At 43.7% G+C, this 20198-nt stretch carries 19 protein-coding genes; 4 read left to right on the plus strand and 15 right to left on the minus strand.

Annotated elements, in window-relative coordinates; translation table 11 throughout:
- Nucleotides 1–15 precede the first annotated feature (15 nt).
- Together E4663_RS09195 and E4663_RS09200 are read right to left on the minus strand one after the other, a co-directional pair.
- The gene (locus tag E4663_RS09195; protein ID WP_135327357.1) at nucleotides 16–1167 is read right to left on the minus strand and encodes a S1C family serine protease; all 1152 of its coding nucleotides are present in this window, start codon (nucleotides 1165–1167) and stop codon (nucleotides 16–18) included.
- Nucleotides 1168–1179: 12 nt separating this feature from the next.
- Entirely contained in the window at nucleotides 1180–2343 is a 1164-nt protein-coding gene (locus tag E4663_RS09200) for a zinc ribbon domain-containing protein (RefSeq protein ID WP_135327358.1), read from the minus strand.
- A gap of 403 nt (nucleotides 2344–2746) precedes the next feature.
- Here E4663_RS09200 and E4663_RS20365 point away from each other — a divergent pair, with 403 nt between their 5' ends.
- Nucleotides 2747–3238 (plus strand): 3D domain-containing protein, encoded by a 492-nt coding sequence (locus tag E4663_RS20365; RefSeq protein ID WP_135327359.1) that lies wholly within the window; start codon nucleotides 2747–2749, stop codon nucleotides 3236–3238.
- A gap of 42 nt (nucleotides 3239–3280) precedes the next feature.
- Here the strand turns inward: E4663_RS20365 and E4663_RS09210 are convergent, their stop codons facing one another.
- Nucleotides 3281–3517, minus strand: a complete 237-nt coding sequence (locus E4663_RS09210) for a hypothetical protein (RefSeq protein ID WP_135327360.1) — start codon at nucleotides 3515–3517, stop codon at nucleotides 3281–3283.
- A 466-nt stretch (nucleotides 3518–3983) separates the two neighbouring features.
- Here E4663_RS09210 and E4663_RS09215 point away from each other — a divergent pair, with 466 nt between their 5' ends.
- Both E4663_RS09215 and E4663_RS09220 read left to right on the plus strand, forming a co-directional pair.
- Nucleotides 3984–5228 (plus strand): YeeE/YedE family protein, encoded by a 1245-nt coding sequence (locus tag E4663_RS09215; RefSeq protein ID WP_135327361.1) that lies wholly within the window; start codon nucleotides 3984–3986, stop codon nucleotides 5226–5228.
- A 115-nt stretch (nucleotides 5229–5343) separates the two neighbouring features.
- A complete protein-coding gene (locus E4663_RS09220) occupies nucleotides 5344–6900 on the plus strand; it encodes an ABC-F family ATP-binding cassette domain-containing protein (RefSeq protein ID WP_079480529.1) in 1557 nt (518 codons plus the stop codon).
- Between the two features lie 239 nt (nucleotides 6901–7139).
- Here the strand turns inward: E4663_RS09220 and uvsE are convergent, their stop codons facing one another.
- On the minus strand, nucleotides 7140–8108 hold the full coding sequence (uvsE, locus tag E4663_RS09225) for a UV DNA damage repair endonuclease UvsE (RefSeq protein ID WP_135327362.1): 969 nt from the start codon (nucleotides 8106–8108) through the stop codon (nucleotides 7140–7142).
- A gap of 181 nt (nucleotides 8109–8289) precedes the next feature.
- Here uvsE and E4663_RS09230 point away from each other — a divergent pair, with 181 nt between their 5' ends.
- On the plus strand, nucleotides 8290–9048 hold the full coding sequence (locus E4663_RS09230) for an MBL fold metallo-hydrolase (protein ID WP_135327363.1): 759 nt from the start codon (nucleotides 8290–8292) through the stop codon (nucleotides 9046–9048).
- Between the two features lie 57 nt (nucleotides 9049–9105).
- On the opposite strand, the gene E4663_RS09235 is transcribed toward E4663_RS09230, so the two are convergent.
- The 11 genes from E4663_RS09235 to leuC form a co-directional block, all read right to left on the minus strand.
- Complete coding sequence (locus E4663_RS09235) at nucleotides 9106–9765, minus strand: reverse transcriptase-like protein (protein ID WP_135327364.1); 660 nt, start codon at nucleotides 9763–9765, stop codon at nucleotides 9106–9108.
- A gap of 107 nt (nucleotides 9766–9872) precedes the next feature.
- Nucleotides 9873–11216: a GH1 family beta-glucosidase gene (locus E4663_RS09240; protein ID WP_135327365.1), complete on the minus strand. Its 1344-nt coding sequence runs from the start codon at nucleotides 11214–11216 to the stop codon at nucleotides 9873–9875.
- Nucleotides 11217–11250: 34 nt separating this feature from the next.
- A complete protein-coding gene (locus E4663_RS09245; protein ID WP_135327366.1) occupies nucleotides 11251–12264 on the minus strand; it encodes a LacI family DNA-binding transcriptional regulator in 1014 nt (337 codons plus the stop codon).
- 77 nt (nucleotides 12265–12341) lie between these two features.
- Nucleotides 12342–13181, minus strand: a complete 840-nt coding sequence (locus tag E4663_RS09250) for a carbohydrate ABC transporter permease (protein ID WP_079480536.1) — start codon at nucleotides 13179–13181, stop codon at nucleotides 12342–12344.
- Between the two features lie 2 nt (nucleotides 13182–13183).
- Nucleotides 13184–14134, minus strand: coding sequence for a carbohydrate ABC transporter permease (locus E4663_RS09255; protein WP_079480537.1), 951 nt, complete (start codon nucleotides 14132–14134; stop codon nucleotides 13184–13186).
- A gap of 58 nt (nucleotides 14135–14192) precedes the next feature.
- The gene (locus tag E4663_RS09260) at nucleotides 14193–15467 is read right to left on the minus strand and encodes an ABC transporter substrate-binding protein (RefSeq protein ID WP_135327601.1); all 1275 of its coding nucleotides are present in this window, start codon (nucleotides 15465–15467) and stop codon (nucleotides 14193–14195) included.
- Between the two features lie 220 nt (nucleotides 15468–15687).
- On the minus strand, nucleotides 15688–16086 hold the full coding sequence (locus E4663_RS09265) for a secondary thiamine-phosphate synthase enzyme YjbQ (protein WP_135327367.1): 399 nt from the start codon (nucleotides 16084–16086) through the stop codon (nucleotides 15688–15690).
- Complete coding sequence (dapF, locus tag E4663_RS09270; RefSeq protein WP_135327368.1) at nucleotides 16083–17060, minus strand: diaminopimelate epimerase; 978 nt, start codon at nucleotides 17058–17060, stop codon at nucleotides 16083–16085. Before dapF ends, E4663_RS09265 begins: the two co-directional genes overlap by 4 nt.
- Nucleotides 17061–17186: 126 nt before the next feature.
- The gene (gene ilvA, locus E4663_RS09275; RefSeq protein ID WP_135327369.1) at nucleotides 17187–18146 is read right to left on the minus strand and encodes a threonine ammonia-lyase; all 960 of its coding nucleotides are present in this window, start codon (nucleotides 18144–18146) and stop codon (nucleotides 17187–17189) included.
- 42 nt (nucleotides 18147–18188) lie between these two features.
- Nucleotides 18189–18770 carry a 3-isopropylmalate dehydratase small subunit gene (gene leuD / locus E4663_RS09280; RefSeq protein ID WP_135327370.1) on the minus strand — a complete coding sequence of 194 codons (582 nt, stop codon included), beginning with the start codon at nucleotides 18768–18770 and terminating at the stop codon, nucleotides 18189–18191.
- A 3-nt stretch (nucleotides 18771–18773) separates the two neighbouring features.
- On the minus strand, nucleotides 18774–20186 hold the full coding sequence (gene leuC / locus E4663_RS09285) for a 3-isopropylmalate dehydratase large subunit (RefSeq protein ID WP_135327371.1): 1413 nt from the start codon (nucleotides 20184–20186) through the stop codon (nucleotides 18774–18776).
- Nucleotides 20187–20198 lie beyond the last annotated feature (12 nt).

Consider the following 20198-nt stretch of genomic DNA (forward strand, 5'->3'; position numbering starts at 1 on the left):
GCCTCTTCTTTATATTCATTCCGATTTCGATTCAGCAGTTAATTCTTCGCCACTTCCCTCGAAGATCTTCAAGGACTTATTCTCATATTTGACAGGGTGGGTAACCTTGTATTTCTTAATAGAAACCTCCCCATTTTTCGTCTCCTCAGCAGTTAGAAAAGCAGTAACTTCGATTTTATTATCTTTAGGGTCTGCTACTAAATTATCCACTTTGACCGAAAGAGTATTATAGTACCCTGAGCGGAACTGTTCGAAGGAAGTTTCTTCCTGTCTGCTATTCCCCAATAAAGAGTACGCTGTTACGAAATCCCCTTGATTGATACTATCGTAAAAGTACTGCACCAGATAGGTAGCCTGCTCCGCATCCGTTACGTTGCCTTTTGCACTGGATGAGGAAGTAAGTTCCGGAAAGTCCGGCAGCGATTCCATCGGCTGTTCACTCCATTGCTTCACCATCGGAAGAACACTTGTTATCGGAATACTGAACCCGATTGTCTCCTGACCTATCTTTGCACTGTTGATTCCGATTACTTCGCCAGTATTACTGTTTATTAATGGACCACCGCTATTTCCCGGCGAAATTGGTGCCGAAATCTGATACACATCATCGTACTCAAATGGATCGATTTGAAGATGACGGTTCAAGCCACTTATTTCTCCTCGAGTAACGGTATTCTGAAGACCTAAAGGACTTCCAAGCGCAAGAACTTCATCTAGAAGCTCTACGTTATCCTCTTCGAGTATCGGGAGGGGCTGTTTGCCTTTCAAGCCGGGAACTCTGACGACAGCTACATCCGTATCCCTGCTTATTCCTATTACCTCACCCGGCATCTCTTTCGACTCCGTAGTCATGACAGTAACGTCTTTATTATTTGCTACAACGTGAGCATTCGTTATGACGTCGCCTTGCTCATTATACAAGAAACCTGAGCCGATACTGCCGTCCTCTAATTCTATTTGAACGACTAGTTTCTGAGATTCATATATAATATCTTTTGTTTTCTTCGGAACTTGCTCTTCACTACTCTTGTTCACTTGCGGGTCACTTAGTACAGGTGCTGCTTGAATCTGAGCAGGTACTTTATCAATGACATAATATAACCCTATGCCACCCGCAACTAATACACAAAAAGTTAAGGCAAGACTGATGATCCAAGCACGATTCACCGAATCGCCTCCTTACTCTACTAACCATTCCATTTCTGTCACTTCGACTTTGTAGTTCTTTCCCTTCAGCTTATAATACACCTTATCAAATGTACCTTCATCTTCCGGGTTCAAATAAACTGGATAGACTTTTGCCGAATCCTTTTTCACTACCTTACCTTCACTGTTCTTTATCTCGTAAGTCGCCGTTACTGTACTGATGATTTGTGTAGCGACGCTTTTCACTTTACCTTGAACACTGAAATCACCGAATTCATCTTTCTTTATGGAAACTTCCACTACCTCTAATGCATCTGTTTGATTCTTTAGTTCATCCTTTGCAGCCTGCTGCATCGCTTGTTCCAAGCGTTCTTGTTGCTTCTCCTCGAAAGCAGTTTTCTCCTGCTTGATACGCTCTTTCAGTTGCAATAACTTTTGATTATTCCCCGCGTATTGAAGGGCTTGGTCTACCGAAGATATAGCCTCGCTATACTGTTTCTCATTCAATGCCTTTTCTGCTTGTTTGGTAGACAAGGAAATCATTTTCTCCGTGATTTTCTCCCTTACTTGAGACGCCTCTTTCAAATTCAAACCTGATAGTTCGTTCAGTTTTACCGCTAGTTCATCAATATCCGTCATACGACTCAGTTCTTTATTTATAGTCATCACGGTAATTCGCGAATCCAAGTTGTTCATTTCCGGGATTAAGGTAGAAAATAGCTGACTGTCTTTTTCTTGGATCACTTTCTGTATTTCAGATAGTGATTCCTCCGCCTTAGATAACTTTTGATCCTCAATCATAGTTTCCACCTGACTCATATCCTCTTGCAAGGTCAGAACAGAGCGTACACTATCCAAGTCTTCTTGAAATGCTTCAATGTTGGGACGCTGTTCCGCAGCTTTTTCCAGCATGGTTTCAGCATCCGCATAATGACCGGATAATGCGAGTTCCTCCGCTTCTTGTTTGCTCTTCAATACTTCTTCGTTGACCCCTTGCTCATGAGTGTAAACAAAAAAAAGTACGGCAGATGTCAAAAGGGCTACCAACACTGGCAGTAAAACAGGCAGCCAAGGCTTCTTTCGATCTTCCGACTTATGTATAGGTTTCTTTAGATCCCCTTCTAATTGTTGACCACATTGGGAGCAATAACGGGAGCCCTCGTTCACTTCACTTCCACAGTGAGGACAAAATAACATGGGCCCGTCCTCCTTTAATTCTAACGTCTTGGAATATATTCCATCGTTCTTATTATAGCATGTGAATAGGTTATTTCGACAGCTATTCTTTACTAATTATAAAGGGAATGCACATCCATCAAAAGTCTCATGTCAAACGCACGGTCAATCAAACGAGACGTGCATATACTACCTTAATTCCAAGGGAGAGGAGTGTCATTATGGGAGAGCGAAACAATAAAAACCAGTCTAAGAAAAAACCACCACGCCCTTCGTCCTGCTGTGGTAAGAAACGCAAAGGAACATCCCGTTAAAGTCATTTTTGTCATTAAAGTGTAATACAAATGACTCACCTTTGACTTTGATATAGTGATTTCGTACTTGTTATACTTCTAATGAATTCACATTAAAGGAGTATGACATGATGAAAAAACTAGGAATTCTCCTAAGTATGACCGTACTATATACACTAGGCATATTATATCTAGGTGGCGAAAACCCAACAGTCATTCACGCAGATGAACGTGTTTCTATAGAAGAAGTAAAAGAAAAAGAGGTTCAACTCAAGAAGAAAGAATCAGATGCTGAACGATTCAGTGAACCGAAGAAGAAGTCCGAGCAATCGAAAACGACTGTAAACGTTGAAGCTACTGCTTATACGGCTTTCTGTGAAGGTTGCAGTGGAACGACTTACACGGGTATCGACCTTCGTGCCAATCCAAATAAGAAAGTAATCGCAGTCGACCCTGATATCATACCACTCGGATCCAAGGTCCGCGTTCCAGGATACGGAATTGCTGTTGCTGGTGACATTGGTGGGGATATCCAAGGACATCGTATCGATGTGTTTATTCCTGGACAATCTGATGCAATGGAATTCGGTAGACGGCAGATAGAAGTTGAAATCTTATCCTAAATACGGAAGAGGGAAGCTCCTATAAGGAGCTTCCCTCTTTTTTTAATCTCTGGAAAAACGGGTTCTTTTGGCACATTTGTCTAAGTAAAAGCTTTCTACTCCGCGCGTATGGAGGGCAACTCCATCCTCTAGAAACCACCATGTTCCACGATCTAACTGCTTCACAATGAATTCAGAGGCTTCCCTTTCATCCATCGCTTCACTCAACTCCAAGTCGTGGGTAACAACTCGCTTACTATCCAATAAAAAAATGACATGCCACTCGTCTTTTTTTGGCATGGATACACACTCCTTTCTATTAATACCTGTAAAACAATACCCTATCCTATTTTGGATTAACCCTGTCCTTTTTATTTAAAAACGCGTATAAAGATAAATATCTTCACACAAAAAAGCCGCGACTTTTGAAGGCGCAGCTTATAAGTATTCATTTATGTTGGGGGGGGAGCACCAGATGTTCTCCACGCCGTTCTTCGACTTGATCTTGAATTGACAAGGAAAAACAAACGAGTGAAAAATCGGTTAACGACAGGTATAGGACATCCCTCCAATATTTTTAATACGTACCCTGTCTTCACGTCCAGTTTACTACTTGTCCTTAAATTCGGTGTTAAGCCTAAGTAAAAGTAGCACATCTTATCTTTTACAATTAGTCTATGCAGATAGGTTTACAAATAGACGAGTTGTCCGTTAAAATAACCTTGTTTAAAACCAAGTAAACAAATATGAATTAGGAGGATTGGTCATGTCTACACAAAATGTATCACATTCCAATACGTGGGCACCGACAACTGAGGTATCCTCGTTAAACCCTATACAGAAACCTTTTGTCTGGTTCGGGGCCATATTGTCACTGATGTTGTTCATCATGATCGTAACGGTCACGAATGCAACACAAGGGGTCTTGTTTATAGTCGGCATAGCGTTTGGACTCACATTACTACATGCTCGCTTTGGGTTCACATCCGCTTTCAGGAGGCTCATGTCTGTTGGGAACGTACAAGGACTTCAGGCACACTTGCTCATGCTTGCAGTAGCCAGCACTTTCTTTGCCATTATTTTATCTACAGGTTTCAGCTTTACAGGTAACAGCCCTCAAGGCTATGTGTTCCCAGTGGGACTGAGTGTGGTATTCGGTTCATTCTTATTCGGGATCGGCATGCAGCTCGGTTCAGGATGTGCCTCCGGTACCTTATATACAGTAGGTGGCGGTAAGTCGTCGATGATATTGACCCTACTCGGATTTATTGGAGGATCTGTACTCGGTGCCTATCACATCGGTTTCTGGAGAGGCTTACCATCTCTACCGGCTATCTCCTTAGCCGAGTCCACAGGCTTTGGATATTTCGGTGGCTGGATCGTCCAGATTGCTGTCTTTTTAGGAATCTACGGAATAACTGTCAAAATCGCGAAGAGAAAAAATCCGCCTAAAATGGCACCCTTAGCCACAACTTCCGGTCTTAAACGGTTATGGCGCGGGGCGTGGCCACTACTTTTAGCAGCTGTGATTTTAGGATTACTAAATGCGCTAACCCTTACAATACGAGGTAATCCTTGGGGCATCACCTCTGCATTCGCATTGTGGGGATCCAAGTTCTTGCAGACCTTCGGTGTTGACGTGGCAAGTTGGACCTACTGGCAAGGTAATACTACAGCACTCAATCAGACCGTGCTAGCTGATTCAACCAGTGTCATGAACTTTGGAATTATCCTTGGTGCCTTCATAGCAGCAAGCTTCCAAGGAAATTTCAAACCAGGTAAAATCAAACCAGGCATTGGGATAGCCTCTATTTTCGGAGGCGCACTTATGGGATATGGTGCTCGCCTTGCTTTCGGATGTAACATTGGTGCATACTTCGGCGGGATTGCTTCCTTCAGCCTGCACGGATATGTATGGATGATTATGGCCCTTCTAGGAACAGGTCTAGCCTTGTTCATCAGACCCCTATTCGGTTTGAAGAACCCTAGTCCTAAAGATTCGATCTGTTAACATGTAACGCGCTGTATGCTGCAGCGCGTTTTTTTTCTTAAAATCACTATCACTTTTGTAAGATGACCTTTATAATAAGGAAACATGAATTCTAATTAGAAAAGGTGTTTACAAGATGAGTTTACTCACAGTCAATAAATTGAGCCATGGATTTGGTGACCGAGCCATCTTTGATGACGTTTCATTCCGCCTCCTTCAAGGAGAGCATATAGGTTTGATCGGAGCGAACGGTGAAGGTAAATCCACTTTCATGAATATCATTACAGGAAAAATAGAACCAGATGACGGAAGAATAGAATGGGCGAAACGTACACGTGTCGGCTATCTTGATCAGCATGCCGACCTTGCTAAAGGTATGTCCATCCGCGACGTATTGCGAACCGCTTATCAATACTTGTTCGACCTCGAAGAAGAAATGAACCAACTATTCGCCAAAATGGGGGAAGTCGGACCAGATGAGCTGACAGAACTACTAGAGGAAACAGGTCAGATGCAAGACATTCTTACCAATAACGATTTTTACACGATTGATGCAAAGGTAGAAGAAGTTGCCAACGGTTTGGGGCTGGATGAGATTGGCCTTGAACGCGATGTGCATGACTTGAGTGGTGGACAGCGAACAAAAGTCCTACTTGCCAAACTATTACTCGAAAAACCTGAGATCCTACTTCTCGATGAGCCGACCAACTATTTGGATGTAGAGCATATCGAATGGTTGAGAGGCTACTTGCAGTCCTATGAGCATGCGTTTATTCTCATTTCACACGACATCCCGTTTCTCAACAGTGTCGTGAACCTGATTTATCATATGGAAAATCAGGAACTCAGTCGTTATCCAGGCGACTACAACGAATTCTTGCGTGTGTATGAAATGAGAAAGCAGCAAAAAGAAGCTGCTTTTAAGAAACAGCAGAAAGAGATTGCGAACTTGAAAGATTTCGTAGCTCGTAATAAAGCGAACGCCGCTACTAGTAAAATGGCGATGTCCCGCCAGAAGAAATTGGATAAGATGGACGTGATCGAACTCGATTCTGAAAAACCGAAACCGAAGTTCGACTTCAAACAGGCGCGTACTCCGAGCAAGTATTTATTCGAGACAAAAGACCTTGTCATCGGTTATGACGAACCTCTCTCCCGTCCGCTTAATCTATCGATGGAACGAGGCCAGAAGCTTGCTCTTTCCGGTGCAAACGGTATCGGTAAAACAACCTTACTGAAGAGTATCCTAGGTGAGATCGAGCCTGTGTCAGGATCGGTTGAGCAAGGGGATAATCTCCATATCGGATACTTCGAACAAGAATTAAAAGAGGTTAGCAACCACACCTGCCTCGAAGAAATCTGGGAAGAATTCCGTCACTTCACGCAATATGAAGTGCGCTCTGCCCTTGCACGTTGCGGACTGACAACGAAGCATATCGAGAGTAAGGTTCAAGTGTTGAGCGGTGGCGAAAAAGCCAAGGTCAGACTCTGCAAATTAATCAATAAAGAGACGAATCTCCTTGTGCTCGATGAGCCAACCAACCACCTTGACGTGGATGCGAAAGCAGAGCTCAAACGAGCATTGAAAGAATATAAAGGCAGTGTCCTTCTCATTTCCCACGAGCCTGAATTTTATCAGGATATTGTAACAGATGTTTGGAATTGTGAAGATTGGACAACAAAAGTATTTTAATTAGCTCCCCCCTTTTCTTCCTAGAATGGGGGGGGTTTTTATTCGTTAATCGACATAATACTCCTCCTTCCCTCCTTAACCGTCGAAAATGGCTTCATTATACGACGTTTCCTACAATTTATAGCTGATTACGTAGATAAAGGTAGCCCTATTGGACAGTTTACTGATAAAAACAACCTCAATGTCGAAATATAAGCCCCTTACTGACAACTCACGCGTCCTTAAAGCTTAAATGTCACTTACCCCTTCCAAATGAACGTACTCTCGCTCTTCATCTCAATCCGTGAGTCACTTTCAAGTGCTTCGACCAGCCGAAATAATGCTTCATCTTTCTGTTTTGCTTCAATCATGCAGTCGATCTGGCTGACAGATCCATTCACTTTTTCAACAAAGTCAAGAAACATAGTAGGATCAACAAAATCGGCATGACTTTTAAAGGCATCATCTGATCTCGGACTGGAAATATGCATCTTTAAAGGTAGTTTGGAATGAGACCATGTCTTTACGACTCTTGACCAATGGTTTTCCCATTGCGGATCAGCGTGGTTCGCCATGTGATGGTGCAGATCAAAGATTTGAGGCAGGTTCAACTTCTCACAAACATAAAGACAATCTTCAAGCGTATAAGACGTATCATCATTCTCTATCATAATCATCTTCTGAATATCCGAAGGCACTTTCATCCAGTTTTCTATAAGTCGTTCCAAAGAGGACTCTTTGTCTTGGTATTTTCCTCCCAAATGAAGCACACACCGATGTGCAGGCTCAATGCCCATGTGGTGAAGAAGCAGATAGTGATACTTCAGAACTTGAAGCGAGGTTTTCAAAATATCTTTGTTCGGCGAGTTCAATACAACAAAGTGATCCGGATGAAAATCAACACGCATGCCATTCTTTTTCGCAAATGCCCCCAGCTCTTGAAGGTCTTCTTTGATTGGGGATATATAATTCCACCCTTTCAACTCCTCATGTGTCGCAAGCGGAACCAACTTGGAACTGAACCGGAAAAATTTAATTCCATGCGACTTGTTATGCTTTAATAAGCGCAAGCAATTGTGTAAGTTACTTTGAGCAATACGTGCGAGCTTGTTTAACCCGGCCTCACGATCAGGGATTTGTTGAAAACGCTTGTACGTCATAGTTTGAGAAGGTGAAGCGTTTTGAAGGTGCATACTCATAGCAACATAGCCAAGACGGAATAATGTCATAAGATTGTCCCCTTTTTCTATTAGTTTGGTCGACGCAGCTACAGTTATGTAGGTCATCCTTAAGTACATAGGCATCTATATTGACGTTTGGAAAGGTTTAGAATCCACGCTTTTTGTGAACACATTTAGAGTAATAGAGATAACCAACTAACTTATAGAGAAGATAAATGGAGGGCTAATGATGAAGATTACACATATCCGTAATGCAACAATGCTTGTAGAATACGCGAACCACCGCTTCTTAATCGACCCTTTTTTCGCTGACAAAGGATCCATGCCACCTTTTGAAAATACGACGAACCAACATTTGAACAACCCACTTGTAGAACTTCCAATACCTGTTGAAGAGCTTCTAGACGTGGATGCTGTATTCGTTACGCACCTCCATCCTGACCACTTTGACGAAGCTGCAAAAGAAAAAATACCTAAGGACATGCCAATTTACGTTCAAAATGAAAAAGATCAAGCACAAGTAGAAGGAGCAGGTTTTACAAAGGTCATGTGTTTAGACGAGGTCGACACTATCGGGGGAGTGAAAGTTATCCGCACAGAAGGACAACATGGTTCTGAAGAAATGACTTCGTTAACAGGAAGCGTTTCTGGAATTGTCTTCACTTACCATAATGAAAAGACACTATATATAGCCGGGGATACGATCTGGTATGATGGCGTTGAAGAAGTAATCGACACGCACCGTCCGGAAGTCATTGTAGTGAACGCGGGAGCTGCCCAATTCTTAGAAGGTGGTCCGATCACGATGACAAAAGAAGATGTCGTGAGAACCCATGAAGAATCCCCAGACGCAAACATCGTCGCAGTTCATATGGAAGCGTTGAACCACTGTCTGTTAACGAGAAGAGAGTTAGAAGATTACGTGGAAGCTAACGCTATCGCAAGCAAGATTGCCATACCCGAAAATGGGGAGTCCATGAATTATTAATCGTAAAAAACGCTCCGACAATCCTAAGTCGGAGCGTTTTTTTCTTCTCTTACCTTTTTAATTCTCGAGTTCGATCGTGCTTCGTACCTCTACACCTTGGAGAGCCTGTGTAGCTAATCGATCCGCTTCTTTGTTTTTCTTTCGGGATAGAACGCTATAGGAAGGTCTGATCCCTGATTCATCCATTTTATTCTCGATTCGATCTGCCCATTTAGATAGTTCTTCTTCCATTACCGGCCACTCATCCAGCAACTGATTGATCACTACTTGGGAGTCACCTGCAAAGGTCACTTCCTGATGGCGGATCCCCAATAGATCGAGCTCTTGCAAGGCTAAGTGCAGAGCTGCATATTCCGCTTCATTGTTGGACTTCAACCCTTCTACCTTCGCATTCGTTCTCAAGCGATAGTTTTTATGGTTTTGTGCATAGTACACCACACAACCCAGCCCGGACACCTTCTCTTCTAAATCAAAGCCTCCATCGAAGTACACTATTGCATCATGAGGCTCTGTCTGGATTCCTCTTAAGAACTTATTCAGTTCTTTCATCGACCAGGACTGATCGTTGGTATCTAGAAACTGAAGTTCTTTAACACGCCCTGTCTGTGTTAAATCTTCCGCTATCAGTGCCGCTTCCGCTGCTTTCATTTCCTCTGATTTGAAAAATGTAGTCGGACCCTTCGGTTTCTTATAGGTCCACTCTATTCTTACTCTCATCACGTTATCCCCCTTCCGTTCTTTCTGCTTACCTTCATTATTGCCATACCATTGCCTATTAAACAAGCAAGACCCCGGAAGAATAATCTCCCGGGGTCTTTCCTTTATTACACTTCAAACCATCCGTTTGTAAGCAATTGTTTATACCAATAGAAGCTGTCTTTCGGTGTCCGCTCGAACGTACGGAAGTTGACGTGAATAATACCGAAGCGCATTTCATAGCCGAATGCCCACTCGAAGTTATCCAACAATGACCATACAAGATACCCTTTGATCGGAACACCTGATTCGATTGCACGGTGCAAAGAAGCGAGGTGCTGTTTCAAGTAGTCAACCCGTTCTGTGTCCTCTACCCGGCCATCTTTTGCTTCATGATTGTAGCAGGCACCGTTTTCGGTGATATAAATGGGTACATCACCATAGGTTTGATGCAAATCTCTCAACAAACGGTAAAACCCGTCCGCATAGATCGGCCAGCCGATATCGGTTCTACGATTATCAAGCGGAATCTCTTCTGCGTCGAACAAGCCCTCTCCTTCTTTATGCCGGGCAAGGCCGCCAGTGTAGTAGTTCATTCCCATAAAGTCGATCGGTTGAGAAATAAACTCTAAATCTCCTTCTTCCACTTTTAAAACGGCGCCGTTCTTCTCGAAGAGCTGAACGAGTTGCTCCGGATAAGTCCCTTTAAAGACCGGATCCATGAACCACTCTTTCTGCCACATCATCGCACGCTTGCTCGCTTCTATGTCTTCCTCTTTATCTGTGAAAGGTTCCATCCAGCCCATATTCGGAGCATAACCTATCTCTCCATCAGGTACAATATCACGGAAGTCTTTCACAGCGCGCCCGTGAGCAACCAGCAAGTGGTGGGAAACATCGACTGCCGCTTGCAGACTCGTTTTGCCAGGCGCATGGATACCTAAGTAATTGGACAAGAAGGAAGCACACCAAGGTTCATTGATGGTAATCCAGTTCTTGACTACATCGCCGAACTCTTCAAACATTGCCTTCGCATACGCTTCAAAAGCATCAATTGTTTGGCGACTTTCCCAACCACCTTTTTCTTGTAAAGCTTGTGGAAGGTCCCAGTGATATAGTGTAATCATTGGTTCTATGTCGTTCTCCAATAACTCGTTGATCAAATTTCGATAATACTGAACGCCTTCTGGGTTCAATTCACCTGTGCCATTAGGAATGACACGCGGCCAAGCGATGGAAAAGCGGTACATATCCACACCGAGTTCTTTTAAGTACTGGACATCCTCTTTATATCTGTGGTAGCTGTCGCACGCCTCATCACCGTGGTCGCCTCTTCTGACGTTACCTGGTGTATGAGCGAACACATCCCAAATGGAAGGCTTTCTTCCACCTTCGTTAGCAGCTCCTTCTATTTGATAAGAAGCGGTAGCCGCTCCCCACTTGATGTCATTTGGAAACTGAATCGTTGTCATGACTTTCCCTCCATTGATGATAAGGAGGCTATAGCTACCTAACTAATGTTGATGATCGCAATACCAAATCAGGATCGACTTTAACCGGGTGTATCTCGTTTTGATCCCGAATGAGATCATCAAGCATATAAGCAGCCAGCTTCCCTAGCTTTTGTTTATCTTGTCTTACCGTCGTTAATGGAGGGTCACTATAACGGCACGCTTCGACATCATCGCACCCGATAAGTTGAACATCTGCCGGAACAGAAATACCTTTCTCCTTCATGGCTTTCAATGCACCTAAAGCCATCATATCGGAAGCGGCAAATACCGCTTCTGGACATTCTCCAGTTTCAAGTATCTCCTTCATGGCTTGATAGCCACTTTCCTCGAAAAAGTCCCCATAGTGAACCCACTCATCACGAATCGGTAAGCCGAATTTTTTCATTGCAGCAAAGTAGCCTTGGTTACGGATATTGGCAAGGAAAGAATCTGGATTCCCTCCAATGTAGGCAACCTTTCGGACTTGATTTAGATACAAATGTTCAACGACCTTCATGCCGATTTTTTCGTTATCGGTCATAATGTAACTCGAATGAGGTCCCTCAAGTTCCAAGTCGATCCCGATGCAGGGAATCTGGCTCTCTGCGATTTCATGGACCGCCTCTTCGATCTCATCTCCGGCGATCACCAGGCAGCCATCCACATGGAAGTGTTTGCACCGCTCCAGGTATTGACTTTCTCCTTGATAAAACTTTTCATTTGAGAACAACAACAAATCATAGCCCAAAGCACCGACAGATTTTTTGAATGTATTCACCACTTCATTAAAAAACGGGTGCTTAAAATCAACATTGATTTTTCCGGCATAGATTAAGCCGATCAAGTTAGATTTTTTAGTGGCTAGTGATTTTGCTGAGAAGGTTGGTTGATAATTTGTATCTTCAATGATTTTGAATACTTTCTCTTTCGTTGCTTCACTTATTCCACCGTAATTGTTCATGATTTTTGATACAGTGGCCGGTGAAACACCTGCCATTTTGGCAATATCTCTTATCGTTAAGTCCATCTTTACAGCTCCTTCATTACGACTCGCCATTTGTTATCTCTATTGTATCAACAAAGAGCGAGAGTAGCATATAAAGACTACTTAATGGATCCCTCTGTAATACTTGAGATGAAGAGTTTGTTAAACATTAAGAATATGATGATCAACGGAACTGTTGCCCAGAATACTCCTGATAACAACATCCCGAAGTCGACACGGAAAGCATTGTTCAATGATGCCAATGCGACTTGTAATGTGTAGGAGGATGGGTCACGCAATACCGTGAACTGCCACAAGAATTCTCCCCATACCAAAGTGAAAACAATAATTCCTAAAGTTGCAAATGCCGGTTTGATGATTGGTAGTACAATACTCCAGTAGATTCTGAAGTTCGAACAACCATCTAATTTCGCCGCCTCCATCAACTCATCAGGAACAGATTGACTGACATACTGCCTCATAAGGAAGATTCCTAGCGGGTTCAGCAAGAAGATGACACCAGCCCCGAGCAATGTATCGAGCCAACCTAATTGCGAGATGAGATAGAATTGTGGAATCAATCCCAATTGCGGCGGAATAACCATTGTCAGCAAGATCAGGATGAACAAGAAGTTCTTGCCTGGGAATTGGAACTTAGCGAATGCAAATCCTGCAAGGGAACTAATCAGTAAGACACCTATTGTTACAGCTGAACACAAGATGATGGTATTCCACATCGCCTGGAAGAAAGGAATTGTATCCAATACTTTCTGGAAGTTCTCGACTAACTGAGTTCCTGGTAACAATGTTGGAGGAATCGAGTTATAAGCGGCACTTGGCCTTGTCGCCATTACAAACATCCAGTAGAACGGGAAAAGCGACAAAAGAGAAGCTATGGTTAAAACCACGTAGATTGGTAATGTACCTTTAGTAAGTTTCTTTGGTTTTGGATTTGCCATATTTACACTCCTCTCTTCTTACGCCCTGCACCAGAAGTTAACCACGTGTTCAGGGCTGCAGCGCCTATGATGATAATTAACAATAGAACAGCTGCTGCAGAAGCAGTACCGAATGATCCTAAGTTAAATGCGTCTCGATATAGATACATGACGACGGTCATCGCTTCATCACGGTTGAATGCGGAGCTACCTAGGAATACTGTAGGTTCAGCGAACAACTGAAGGGCACCGACCGTAGACATGAATACTGTCAGAATAATAAACGGTTTCAATAAAGGAACCGTGATGTGAAGGAATTGCTGAACTTTGTTTGCGCCATCGATTGTAGCTGCTTCATATAAATCCTTCGGAATACTTTGAAGGCCAGCTAAGTAGATGATCGTATTGTATCCGACCCATCGCCAAAATACCATTAGGGAAATCGCAATTTTAGCTCCCCACTCTGAAGTCTTCCAACTAACTGGATCGAACCCGAGTAAACCTAATACATAGTTTGCAAGAGCAGTCTCATTACTACTGAAAAATACTCCGAATACCAATGCCACAGCTACCATGGATGTAATATATGGCATAAATATGGTAACTCGGAAGAAGTTTGTGAACCTGATTACGGCCATGTTCAAGAAGTAGGCCAAAATGATTCCGACGATCAATTGGGGCGCTGTTCCCATCAATCCCATGATGATCGTGTTATATAATGACTTCCAGAACAAAGGATCTTGTAGAACAATGACAAAGTTCTGCATGCCGACAAACTGCATGTCTCCAAGCCCGTTCCACTTCTGAAAAGCTAGCACTATACTAAAAATCGCAGGGTATAGCCCTATGATACCGAAAATGATGAAAAAAGGTGCAACGTATAAGTAACCCGAGATCATATCCTTTTTCTTCTCAGATAGTTTTCTCTTCTGGGCTTTCGCTGCTACTTGTTTTCGTTTATGAACACTCTCCACTCCATCAACCCCTTACTTAAGAGAGGGCTGGATGAGCAGCCTCACCCAGCCTGTTGTTTTATCGTTTCAAAATGTCTTGAATACGTTTCACTGCTGCATCCCACTCTTCTTGTGGATCAGCACCTTCTTGCACGTTGCGTAGAGCTGTCAGTACTTCATTGTTAACTGTTACATATTTTGGTCCTTTGTAAACTTCAGGAATGTCTTGTGCTGCTTCTGCAAAGTATTTCGCAGTGTTTTGACCGCTGAAGTACTCATCTTCGTTGTTTACGAATTCGTCCATTTCATAAACAGATGGTGCAGATGGGAACAATCCACTTTCTGTGAAGGACTTCAATTGATTCTCTGGAGATAGTAACCATTTAGCAAAGTCATAAGCCGCTTCCTGCTGCTCAGACTCAGCAGGGATCGCTACATAAGACCCACCCCAGTTACCAGCAAAGTCTGTTGGAAGAGTCGTTACTTTCCAGTTTCCTTTACCTTCTGGAGCATTTTCTGTCATGTAACCTTTCAACCAAGCTGGAGCCATTTCAACTGCGAATTCACCTTTATTCAAAGCGTTCGCCCATTCTGGTGTCCACATTTCAAAGTTTCCTACATAGCCTTTATCATGTAGTTCTACAGCGTAATCGTATGCTTCACGAACTCCGTTACCTGACTCTTCGATCAATAGCTCGCCATCACGGTTGAAGTAACTTACTTCAAGGGCATCCATGTTTGCACGGAACGCCATTTCCATGCTGTCTACCATCGGCTTGCCTGTTTCGTCTAGCACTTTAGAAGCTGCATCCGCAAATGCGTCTGGGCTAGAAATCATATCACTAACTTCATCAGGATCAGTTGGTAGTTTCGCGTTTTCAAAGACTCCTGTATGGTAGTACATCGCCTTCGGTCCAATGTCAGTTGGAAGTCCGAATAAGAAATCGCCTTCGCCATTCTCCGCCATGTTCCATTTCCAATCTAAGTATTGATCTTGGATTTCATCTGCACCAAGGTCGTACAAGTTCACGAAACGATCTTGAGCTTCTCTATAACGGTCAAGCTGATCGACTTCGATCATTGTCAAATCCGGAGCACCTGTGCCCGCAGAAATGGAAGTGAAAAGACTGTCGTGGTGATCGCCTAATTCAGAACGTTTGATGTTGATTTTCACATCTGGATTCTCTTTCTCGTATTCTTTCGCTAGATCTTCATAGTTCGTTGCACCAAACACCCAGAAGTCCAGAGTAGCGCCGTCGCCGTTTTCGCCTGAAGCTTCTTGATTGTCACTGCTGCAGGCAAATAAGAAAGCACTTACAAGCAGAAGCATGCTAACAATAAATCCTTTTTTCATAAACAATGAAATCTCCCCCTAAATAATGGCTGCATTTACGAAACCGGTTTCGTAAACACCTAAAAAAAATCAATTGATTTGTTAACTTGGTTTGATTATATACGCTAATGAATCCGTTTTCAAGGATTTTTCTGAAAAAAACCACGATTTTTAGTAAACCGGTTTCGTTGTGCATAAAACACCGCCCCTTTCATCTTCTGAAAGAGGCGGTGTTTTTCATTTATTGCATCACTTTTGCTTTGAAATTTCTATTCCTTGGCCCATCAAATTCACAAAAATAGAGACCCTGCCAGGTACCTAACGTAAGCTCCCCATCCTCGATAATCAAGGTTTGGGCATGGCCGACAGTACTTGTTTTCATATGTGCAGCTGTGTTCCCTTCCATGTGACGGTCCTCTTTGTGATTCCACGGATAAACCTCACGAAACCTTCTCAACATATCTGTCTTCACATCAGGGTCAGCATTCTCATTTACCGTAAGTCCAGCAGTCGTATGCATGGAACTTACTACGATGATCCCCTCTTCGATTCCTTCATCACGAATCCACTTCTCCACCATATGGGTAACATCAATCATTTGATCATGGTGATCGGTTCTTAGTTCAAATGTTTTTATCATGCTCTGCTCCCTCCTATCAAACTAGCAGCATAGTTTTGCAGTTTTTCATATGCCTTATTTTCTTCTTCAAATCTCTCTTCAGAATGTACGTAAAATGCCTGCATATCATCGTTCACTTCCACAACCGCTTGATAGACATTCGTGCCATTGCCCCGTAACTGAATGCGGTAAGTATCTCCATCCTTTGTTACGATGCAATGGACTAGTCCTCCTTTATTGATTACAACGACGGGAGTGTCTAACTCATTGGTGCCAAGAAGGGTAGAAACAAGTGATGAGGCAGACATCGCAGTGCCACACGCGTTAGTCAGCCCGACACCGCGCTCGTAAGTCCTTGCGAATATTTGGTTCTGTTCAAGCTGCTGGACGAAACTAACATTGACCCCGTTCGGGAATACAGAAGAGAGTTGATTAGCTTTCTTCCCTATTTCATAAAGTTCCTCCTCTTTCACCTCATCTACCAGTGAAACGATATGAGGATTCGGGACACTTAACGCCGTAAACCTATGACGTTCAGATAGCTCTGGAATCTCAACATCAACTGCTTGTTCTGCAGAGAAATTCATCGGCAGCGAAGCTACATCAAACGAAACCGGCTCAATGGCAACGGCAAACGTATCAATAGAAGGATAAATCTGTTCTACTTGACTGACAGAGAGTACAGCCTTCTCTGTTTCTATTTGTATATTGGAACGACCCAACTTATCAATCATATGCCTCGCCACACAGCGAAGACCGTTACCGCACATCTCGGCTTCTGTGCCATCCGAGTTGAACATGCGCATACGTCCTTCTGCTTTGTCGCTTCCTAAAACAAATAGGATGCCATCTGAGCCGATCCCGTTGTTTCTGTCACACAAAAGAAGAGATAAATGCTTGCGCTCCTCTTCTGTAAAAGCTAAAGCATTCTCTAATTCATCAATAAGTATAAAATCATTTCCTGAACCATGACATTTAATAAATGGGATCTTCATAGCAATCCTCCTAACTTTTTTTCATCATAGCATATCTACTCGGAGCACGGAGAACTTGTGAGGGATTTATGGAAGAAGTCTAAACTAAAAAAGAAAAAGCTGTCCCGCAAAGCGGGATCAGCTCTTTCATGCAATCACGATTTTTTTCGGATTCGCTAGCTTACGGATCATCGGAATACGGGTCAAATCCATATTCCCTCCACTGAGAATAACCCCTGAATTCCCCGCTGAAAGAGAAACGCCCTCCTGCATTAGACCAGCTAAGGCAGTGGCTCCTGCACCTTCGACCAATGTCTTTTCTCTTTCAAGTAAGAAAAGCATCGCTTGTGCAATTTCAGATTCTTCAACAGTGATGACCCGATCCACGTATTTCTGGATACAAGGAAAGGTCACTTTCCCCTTTTCCTTCACGGCGATCCCATCAGCGATTGTTGAGACTGATGTCAATTTCTCTGGTCCCCGTTTGTATAGGGCGTTGTACGTGGAAGGTGCTTCTGCTGATTGAACTCCAACTACATGAATAGATGGTTTCAATTGCTTAGCCGCAAAAGCTACGCCACTGATCAATCCACCCCCGCCGATCGGCACATAAAGCGTCTGTAAGTCAGGCTGCTGCTCCAACATCTCCACAGCCACCGTGGCCTGACCTGCCATCACATCATGATCGTCGAATGGGTGGACGAAAATCGCTCCAGAGCGTTTTTGCTCCTCACAAGCAGCTTGATAGGCTTCTTGGAATGATTCACCTGTCAAGACCACCTTCGCACCATAACCTTCTGTCGCTTGGACTTTAGCTTGAGGGGTTGATTCTGGCATGAAGATCTTCGCTTCCACGCCACGCTTCGTCGCAGCAAGCGCCACGCCTTGAGCATGGTTACCGGCTGAAGCCGCGATAACCCCTCGACGCGCCTCTTCTTTTGTAAGTTGAGACACCTTATAGGAAGCCCCGCGGACTTTGAATGCCCCAGTCTTTTGCTGGTTTTCCATCTTCATAAACACCTGTCTCCCAACCAGCTGGTTGAGTGTCTCCGACGTCTTAAGCGGTGTTCGATGAACCACCCCTTGCAACGTTTTGTGTGCATCCATTACTTTGGCTAGCGTTAAGAAATCCCCAACGTCTTCACTCCTTTAAGATAATTTTTGTTCGTACTGGTCGATTTTATCCTGATACGTTAAGGTGACAGCAATTTCATCCCAACCATTCAGAAGCATTTCCTTATGGTAAGGTTGTATATCAAAAGAGACTGTTCGAGAACCATCGGTCACCTCTTGTTTCTCAAGATCGACCTTTAGTTCGTACGGATGGTCCTCAGCCTCTTTGATCATGTTTTCCGTTGTTTCGATTGGTAATTGAATAGGTAAGATTCCATTTTTAAAACAGTTATTATAGAAAATATCAGCAAAACTTGGAGCAATGACGACTTTAAATCCAAAGTCCTGAATCGCCCACGGTGCGTGCTCTCTTGATGAGCCACAACCGAAGTTCTCTCCACCAACAAGGATAGAAGCTCCTTCGTAAACTGGATCGTTTAATGAAAACTCCTCTTTCTTCGATCCATCTTCGTTGAAACGCCAATTATAAAAAAGAAACTGGCCGAATCCTTGTCGTTCGATTCGTTTCAAGAACTGCTTAGGAATAATCTGATCTGTATCCACATTTGTTCGGTTAAGTGGGTAAACGAGACCAGTATGTTGTTTCAAAGGTTCCATCTGTTACCCTCCTACCGCACTGGCGAATTTTCTTACATCGACAAATCTTCCTTCTAGTGCTGCTGCAGCTGCCATTTCTGGACTGACTAAGTGTGTACGAGCACCATTCCCTTGCCTGCCTTCGAAGTTTCGGTTCGATGTTGATGCACAGCGCTCACCTGGTGGTACGATGTCATCATTCATGGCGAGACACATGCTGCAACCTGCATCGCGCCATTCGAACCCAGCGGTAAGGAAAATCGTATCCAGTCCTTCTGCTTCCGCCTGCTGCTTTACAGTTTGAGACCCTGGTACGACAATCGCTTTGACTCCTTCATGTACGCGCCCGCCCTTCACGATATCAGCAGCTCGCCTCAAGTCGCTCATTCTGGAATTCGTACAAGAACCGATAAATACATGTTCAACTGGAATCGATTGAATCGATTGCCCGGCTTCGAGCCCCATATATTCGATGGCACGTTGAACACCGTCCGCATCTTCTGCTACTTCAAGTGGGTCCGGTACGTTACCACCAACCGGGACAGACTGTGATGGGTTCGTTCCCCACGTTACTTGAGGTTCGATTTCATTCGCGTGAATGGATACAGTCTGATCGTATTTAGCCCCTTCATCAGAAGCGAGTGACAGCCACTCATCTACTGCCACATCGAATTCTTTACCAGAAGGTGTATGCCTACGACCTTGCAAGTAGTTAACTGTCGTCTCGTCAGGACTGATCAATCCAGCCCTCGCGCCAGCCTCGATGGACATATTGCAAACCGTCATCCTCTCTTCCATCGAAAGGTTGCGGACCGCTTCCCCAGTATATTCAATGACATGACCAGTACCGAAGCGAACCCCGAATTTACCGATGATAGCAAGGATAAGATCTTTTGCTGTAACTCCTGTTCCAAGCTTCCCTTCGACTTTAACTTCCATCGTTTTTGGTTTTGACTGCCACAGGGACTGCGTTGCTAGGACGTGCTCCACTTCGCTCGTGCCGATTCCGAAAGCAAGCGCTCCGAATGCCCCATGTGTGGAAGTATGGCTATCTCCGCATACAATCGTTTTTCCTGGCTGTGTCAAACCTAGCTCTGGACCAATGACATGGACAATTCCCTGATCAGGGTGATCGATATCCGCAAGGTCTACGCCGAATTCTTCACAATTTGCTTTCAACGTTTCCATTTGTTTCTTTGATACAGCGTCTTTGATAACGTTACGGTGAACGGTAGGTACGTTATGGTCCATCGTAGCGTAGGTCCTATCAGGTCGACGGACTTTTCGTCCACTCATTCGCAAGCCTTCGAATGCTTGAGGGGAGGTCACTTCATGGACTAAGTGCAGATCAATATATAAAAGGTCTGGCTTCCCCTCTTCTTCGTGGACTACGTGTTTATTCCATATTTTTTCGATAATCGTCTTCGCCTGCCCCATCATCATTCTCCT

This window comes from Halobacillus salinus, assembly GCF_004684905.1.
Classification (GTDB): Bacteria; Bacillota; Bacilli; order Bacillales; family Halobacillaceae; genus Halobacillus; species Halobacillus salinus.

What these genes read in the sequence shown, in the direction of transcription:
- E4663_RS09230 (WP_135327363.1), top strand. Translation starts at nt 8,290, where the DNA reads ATGAAGATTACACATATCCGTAATGCAACAATGCTTGTAGAATACGCG.
- E4663_RS09235 (WP_135327364.1), bottom strand. Translation starts at nt 9,765, where the DNA reads ATGAGAGTAAGAATAGAGTGGACCTATAAGAAACCGAAGGGTCCGACT.
- E4663_RS09215 (WP_135327361.1), top strand. Translation starts at nt 3,984, where the DNA reads ATGTCTACACAAAATGTATCACATTCCAATACGTGGGCACCGACAACT.
- E4663_RS09210 (WP_135327360.1), bottom strand. Translation starts at nt 3,517, where the DNA reads ATGCCAAAAAAAGACGAGTGGCATGTCATTTTTTTATTGGATAGTAAG.
- uvsE (WP_135327362.1), bottom strand. Translation starts at nt 8,108, where the DNA reads ATGACATTATTCCGTCTTGGCTATGTTGCTATGAGTATGCACCTTCAA.
- dapF (WP_135327368.1), bottom strand. Translation starts at nt 17,060, where the DNA reads ATGAAGATCCCATTTATTAAATGTCATGGTTCAGGAAATGATTTTATA.
- E4663_RS09200 (WP_135327358.1), bottom strand. Translation starts at nt 2,343, where the DNA reads ATGTTATTTTGTCCTCACTGTGGAAGTGAAGTGAACGAGGGCTCCCGT.
- E4663_RS09220 (WP_079480529.1), top strand. Translation starts at nt 5,344, where the DNA reads ATGAGTTTACTCACAGTCAATAAATTGAGCCATGGATTTGGTGACCGA.
- leuD (WP_135327370.1), bottom strand. Translation starts at nt 18,770, where the DNA reads ATGGAACCTTTGAAACAACATACTGGTCTCGTTTACCCACTTAACCGA.
- E4663_RS09260 (WP_135327601.1), bottom strand. Translation starts at nt 15,467, where the DNA reads ATGAAAAAAGGATTTATTGTTAGCATGCTTCTGCTTGTAAGTGCTTTC.
- E4663_RS09240 (WP_135327365.1), bottom strand. Translation starts at nt 11,216, where the DNA reads ATGACAACGATTCAGTTTCCAAATGACATCAAGTGGGGAGCGGCTACC.
- ilvA (WP_135327369.1), bottom strand. Translation starts at nt 18,146, where the DNA reads ATGGATGCACACAAAACGTTGCAAGGGGTGGTTCATCGAACACCGCTT.
- leuC (WP_135327371.1), bottom strand. Translation starts at nt 20,186, where the DNA reads ATGGGGCAGGCGAAGACGATTATCGAAAAAATATGGAATAAACACGTA.
- E4663_RS09250 (WP_079480536.1), bottom strand. Translation starts at nt 13,181, where the DNA reads ATGGCAAATCCAAAACCAAAGAAACTTACTAAAGGTACATTACCAATC.
- E4663_RS09245 (WP_135327366.1), bottom strand. Translation starts at nt 12,264, where the DNA reads ATGGACTTAACGATAAGAGATATTGCCAAAATGGCAGGTGTTTCACCG.
- E4663_RS09265 (WP_135327367.1), bottom strand. Translation starts at nt 16,086, where the DNA reads ATGATAAAAACATTTGAACTAAGAACCGATCACCATGATCAAATGATT.
- E4663_RS20365 (WP_135327359.1), top strand. Translation starts at nt 2,747, where the DNA reads ATGAAAAAACTAGGAATTCTCCTAAGTATGACCGTACTATATACACTA.